7 protein-coding genes and 1 pseudogene are annotated in these 4116 nt (G+C 42.8%); 3 read left to right on the forward strand and 5 right to left on the reverse strand.

Going from position 1 to position 4116, the window contains the following annotated elements; translation table 11 throughout:
* The 3 genes from QUA13_RS21900 to QUA13_RS21910 all read left to right on the forward strand — a co-directional run.
* On the forward strand, window positions 1-671 hold a 671-nt coding region (locus tag QUA13_RS21900; protein ID WP_333201856.1), incomplete at its 5' end, for an FAD-dependent oxidoreductase.
* A gap of 125 nt (window positions 672-796) precedes the next feature.
* On the forward strand, window positions 797-1459 hold the full coding sequence (locus QUA13_RS21905; protein ID WP_333201858.1) for a DUF2834 domain-containing protein: 663 nt from the start codon (window positions 797-799) through the stop codon (window positions 1457-1459).
* A gap of 193 nt (window positions 1460-1652) precedes the next feature.
* The gene (locus tag QUA13_RS21910) at window positions 1653-2405 is read left to right on the forward strand and encodes a gamma-glutamyl-gamma-aminobutyrate hydrolase family protein (RefSeq protein ID WP_333201860.1); all 753 of its coding nucleotides are present in this window, start codon (window positions 1653-1655) and stop codon (window positions 2403-2405) included.
* A gap of 4 nt (window positions 2406-2409) precedes the next feature.
* On the opposite strand, the gene QUA13_RS21915 is transcribed toward QUA13_RS21910, so the two are convergent.
* From QUA13_RS21915 to QUA13_RS21935, 5 genes and pseudogenes are all read right to left on the reverse strand, one after another.
* A complete protein-coding gene (locus tag QUA13_RS21915; RefSeq protein WP_015176827.1) occupies window positions 2410-2598 on the reverse strand; it encodes a CPXCG motif-containing cysteine-rich protein in 189 nt (62 codons plus the stop codon).
* Window positions 2582-3043, reverse strand: coding sequence for an SRPBCC family protein (locus QUA13_RS21920; RefSeq protein WP_333201862.1), 462 nt, complete (start codon window positions 3041-3043; stop codon window positions 2582-2584). The genes QUA13_RS21915 and QUA13_RS21920 overlap by 17 nt, the downstream gene beginning before the upstream one ends.
* A 12-nt stretch (window positions 3044-3055) precedes the next feature.
* Window positions 3056-3415, reverse strand: a complete 360-nt coding sequence (locus tag QUA13_RS21925; RefSeq protein ID WP_333184434.1) for a transcriptional regulator — start codon at window positions 3413-3415, stop codon at window positions 3056-3058.
* A 4-nt stretch (window positions 3416-3419) separates the two neighbouring features.
* A complete protein-coding gene (locus QUA13_RS21930; RefSeq protein WP_333184432.1) occupies window positions 3420-3749 on the reverse strand; it encodes a type II toxin-antitoxin system RelE/ParE family toxin in 330 nt (109 codons plus the stop codon).
* A 34-nt stretch (window positions 3750-3783) separates the two neighbouring features.
* Window positions 3784-3897, reverse strand: a pseudogene (locus QUA13_RS21935) (SRPBCC family protein); the annotation flags it as partial.
* Window positions 3898-4116 lie beyond the last annotated feature (219 nt).

A 4116-nucleotide genomic window follows, 5' to 3' on the forward strand; every position in this document is an offset into this window, starting at 1 on the left:
GGGAAGAAAATTTAGAAAATTTATCATCAGAAATTCATTTGTTTCACAGCGGTGCTGAATTAATGCCTGCACATAACCATCGAGTGCGCCGACGCATTCAAAAAATTCTCATCAGTCGCGGCATTCAATTGCATTTAAAGGAACAAGTCTGTGCTGTAGAAAAAATTGACAGGGAAACCAATTCCAAAATCCCAATGACCGATTACCAAATTTTCTGTAAATCAGGTTTAGAATTAGAGTGCGATCGCATTTTTTGGGTAACACAAGCATCCGCCGCTAATTGGCTCAGAAAATCCGGTTTAGCCACAGACTCAAACGGCTTTATGCAAGTCAACGACTGCCTCCAATCAGTCTCTCACCGCAACGTATTTGCGGCTGGCGATATCGCTGCGATGGTTAATTATCCCCGTCCCAAAGCAGGCGTGTTTGCCGTGCGTCAGGGCAAACCGCTGTTTGAAAATTTGCAGCAGTTTTTATTGGAAAAACCGCTGAAGCCCTTTGCACCGCAGGAACAATACTTAGGGTTAATTGGTACGGGGAATAAAAGGGCGATCGCATCTCGCGGATCTTTCATGTGGGAATCGGCGCTGCTGTGGTATTGGAAAGATTGGATCGATCGCCAATTTATGCAAAAATTTAGCAATCTGCCCAAAACCCGCAATACCCAATAGCAATACATTCAGATATTCTCCTCTCTTCCTCTGCGTCAATAGCGTCCTCTGCGGTAAATAAAAAAGTCTTATTGAAAAACCCTTTAAGATTGTTATAGTAATATCAGAAGTCAGAAAAACTAACTATGTTCAGAAAAATTGGATTTGGGCTGCTGTGGATTGCATTTATCACCTACGCCTTTGTATTTGCACCACCCGACAGCCCAGAAAAAACCATCACACTAATTACCAATATTTCCACAGGCAAAATAGCAGACATCAACCCTTTAATTGTAGCTTTATTCAACATCATGGGAGTCTGGCCGCTCATCTACAGTTGCGTCTTATTTGCTGACGGCAGGGGGCAGAAAATACCTGCATGGTTATTTGCCACTTTATCCTTTGGCGTCGGTGCCTTTGCCTTGCTGCCTTATTTAGCCCTGCGGGAACCGAATCCAGAATTTCCCGGTCATAAAAATATCTTTTTAAAGATATTAGACTCCCGTTTTACTGGAATTTTCTTAACATTAGCTGCTGTTGGTTTAGTTGCCTTTGGCTTGACAAAAGGCGATTGGTCTGATTTTATTGAACAGTGGCAAACCAGCCGTTTTATCCATGTAAGCAGTTTAGATTTTTGTATGCTTTGCCTGCTATTTCCTGCCTTGTTAGGAGACGATATGGCGCGCCGAGGAATGCAGAACTCTACAGCATTTTGGGCAGTAACATTAGTACCGCTGTTCGGGCCATTGGCTTATCTGTGTACGCGCAAACCGCTGCCAGAAACTAATACTAAAACTGTTACAAATTAGACAGCAGTGCAGGGAATTTTCAGTTTAATCTAGGAATCTATCACAAGTAATCAGACAAGAAACAGGCAAGATGCCTGTTTCACAATAAGTAAGTTTTATTGTGGGTGGGCTTCGAGTCCGCGATAAAAAAATGATTACAAATAGTGCAAAATCTGAGTATTAATCTAAATAATTATCTCCCAGTCTCTAGCAAATGAAAAAATTTCCTATCGTTGGCATCACAACACATAACCGCTGTTCAGCAGGCGCATATCGCTTAAATGGAACTTATATTGATGCTGTTCAGGCGGCTGGTGGCATTCCGATTTTACTGCCGCCCAATCAATTAGATCCGGGTAGTATTTTGGATGCAGTAGACGGTTTAATTTTTTCCGGGGGCGGAGATATCAACCCAGAACTTTATGGCGGTTATGTCGATCGCACAGTTTACTCGGTTAATGCAGAACGCGACAATTTTGAATTAAGCTTAGCAAAGCTAGCTTTGAAGGCTGACATACCTGTGTTGGGGATTTGCCGGGGAATGCAAATGCTGAACGTAGCCAGCGGTGGCAGTTTGGTGATTCACGTACCGGATGCTTACGGAGATGAGGTTAATCACGGATCGGGAATTCCGCCACGTGCGATCGAGCATACCATTGAAATTGAGCCAAACAGTCGGCTAGCAAAAATTATGGGAAAAACTTCAACAACAGTTGTTTCCTGGCATCATCAAGCAGTGAGAAAGGTAACATCCGATTGGCGAATTGTAGCCGATGCACCTGACACTTTGGTAGAAGCAATGGAACACTGCTATCACCCTTGGATGATAGCAATTCAATGGCATCCGGAAATGTCGCCAAACTGTTCGGTAAACTCTCGAATTTTTCGGGCTTTCGTGGAAGCAGCAGCTTCAAAATTTATGAATTCTACCAAGTCAGCATCAAATACAATTCATACATTTTTATAGTCACTTATTCTTGATAGTCAGTGTCTATCTCAATATCGAGAGTATCTTCATCTATTCTGACATACAGAACATTCGGGCGACAGCAAACTTGGCAATCTTCAATATAAGATTGTTCCATACCTGCGCTGATATCAACAAAAGTTGTACTCGGTTCGCCGCAGAAAGCACAGTAATATTCAGCCGTTGTTTGCATCTTTTTCACACTCTTTTTTGGTGACTTCGTGGCGGTAGCGAAACATATCTGTTAACCGCATTTCCACCCACCAACCTAACAACAAATCGACAATCGGGCCGCCCGGTATCGAAAATGCGATCGCATCTGTCAATCTAGTCTTGCCATTTTCTGAGGTAAACTCGTGTCGGTGAGTCCAACTTGCCATGGGCCCCTCAGTTTGTTCATCAACAAACAAGCGATATTTTTCGCACTCAGTGTGAGTCGCCACCCATTTTACAGGAATCGGCCCCAATAACAGGCGAAATTCTGATACAGCACCCACATCGAGCCCCCCTTCGCGGCGAATGATTTTCACCGGTTGCCAAGGCGGAGTTAAAAGTTGCAGAATGTCCGGCCTTTCGTGAAAGTTCCAGACTGCTTCAACGGTGGCATTAATCAGCGACGAATATTTAAAATTGGGCATTGTATCGTTGGGCTAGACAGTTAAGTGCGATCGCATTTCAGCATTTGCAGTATTATCCTCGGTATCAGTACAAACAGCAACAGTTAGTTTCAATCCCAAAGCATTCAGCCAAGTTCCCAGATTATAAATCGCATCACTTCCTTGCTGCGACAGCAATTGATCCAGTTTTTTTAAGTGCAATTCATATTCTTCTGGAGTCATTTTTGGTTGACCTAGAGCTTCAGCTACATCGCTCAGAGATCGTTTCAGCAATGCTTCGTCAGGTTCTTCGCCTTCATCTAATTCAAAATGAGTTTCGAGATAGACTGCCGCATAACTGGGGTTTTTTAGCCGTGCCATCAAAAAGTCATGATACGGTAAACTTTTAGGCATTTTTTTAACTCCTATAATCTGTCCAGTATTCTATTGCTTGGCGAATGTCTCGGTCTTGAGTGCTTTTATCTCCTCCGCACAGAAGAAGTATAATTGTTGTGCCTACTTGCCCAAAATAGATTCGGAAACCAGGGCCATAGTCTATCCTTAATTCAAAGACTCCATTTCCAACTGATTGAAAATCTCCCAAATTCCCCAAAATAACTCGGTTAAGTCTTTTATTGATAATTGTTGAAATTTTGCTATCTCGGAGCGAATCATACCAGTTATCAAACGGCACTTGACCGTCTGAGGCAACATAACGCTGAATTTCCCTGGGTTGGACTTCTGCCATAATTGTATTATAGTATGTCGCTCCTCATCTTATCTTGAACCGGTTGCCAAGGCGGAGTCAAAAGTTGCAGAATGTCCGGCCTTTCGTGAAAGTTCCAGACTGCTTCAACGGTGGCATTAATCAGCGACGAATATTTAAAACTGGGCATTGTATCGTTGGGCTAGACAGTTAAGTGCGATCGCGTTTCAGCATTTGCAGTATTATCCTCTGTATCAGTACAAACAGCAACTGTTAGTTTCAATCCCAAAGCATTCAGCCAATTTCCCAGATTATAAATCGCATCACTTCCTTCTGGAGTTTAGACTAAGCACAAATTTACTCAGAAGGAGCTGAGTAGAAATTATGGTGAATTTAGAGAGAGATTCCC

Source organism: Microcoleus sp. S28C3 (genome assembly GCF_036700785.1).
Lineage (GTDB): Bacteria > Cyanobacteriota > Cyanobacteriia > Cyanobacteriales > Microcoleaceae > Microcoleus > Microcoleus asticus.

Excerpts from the sequence above, each read along its gene's own strand:
- QUA13_RS21905 (WP_333201858.1), top strand. The coding sequence starts at position 797 with ATGTTCAGAAAAATTGGATTTGGGCTGCTGTGGATTGCATTTATCACC.
- QUA13_RS21925 (WP_333184434.1), bottom strand. The coding sequence starts at position 3,415 with ATGCCTAAAAGTTTACCGTATCATGACTTTTTGATGGCACGGCTAAAA.
- QUA13_RS21910 (WP_333201860.1), top strand. The coding sequence starts at position 1,653 with ATGAAAAAATTTCCTATCGTTGGCATCACAACACATAACCGCTGTTCA.
- QUA13_RS21930 (WP_333184432.1), bottom strand. The coding sequence starts at position 3,749 with ATGGCAGAAGTCCAACCCAGGGAAATTCAGCGTTATGTTGCCTCAGAC.
- QUA13_RS21915 (WP_015176827.1), bottom strand. The coding sequence starts at position 2,598 with ATGCAAACAACGGCTGAATATTACTGTGCTTTCTGCGGCGAACCGAGT.
- QUA13_RS21920 (WP_333201862.1), bottom strand. The coding sequence starts at position 3,043 with ATGCCCAATTTTAAATATTCGTCGCTGATTAATGCCACCGTTGAAGCA.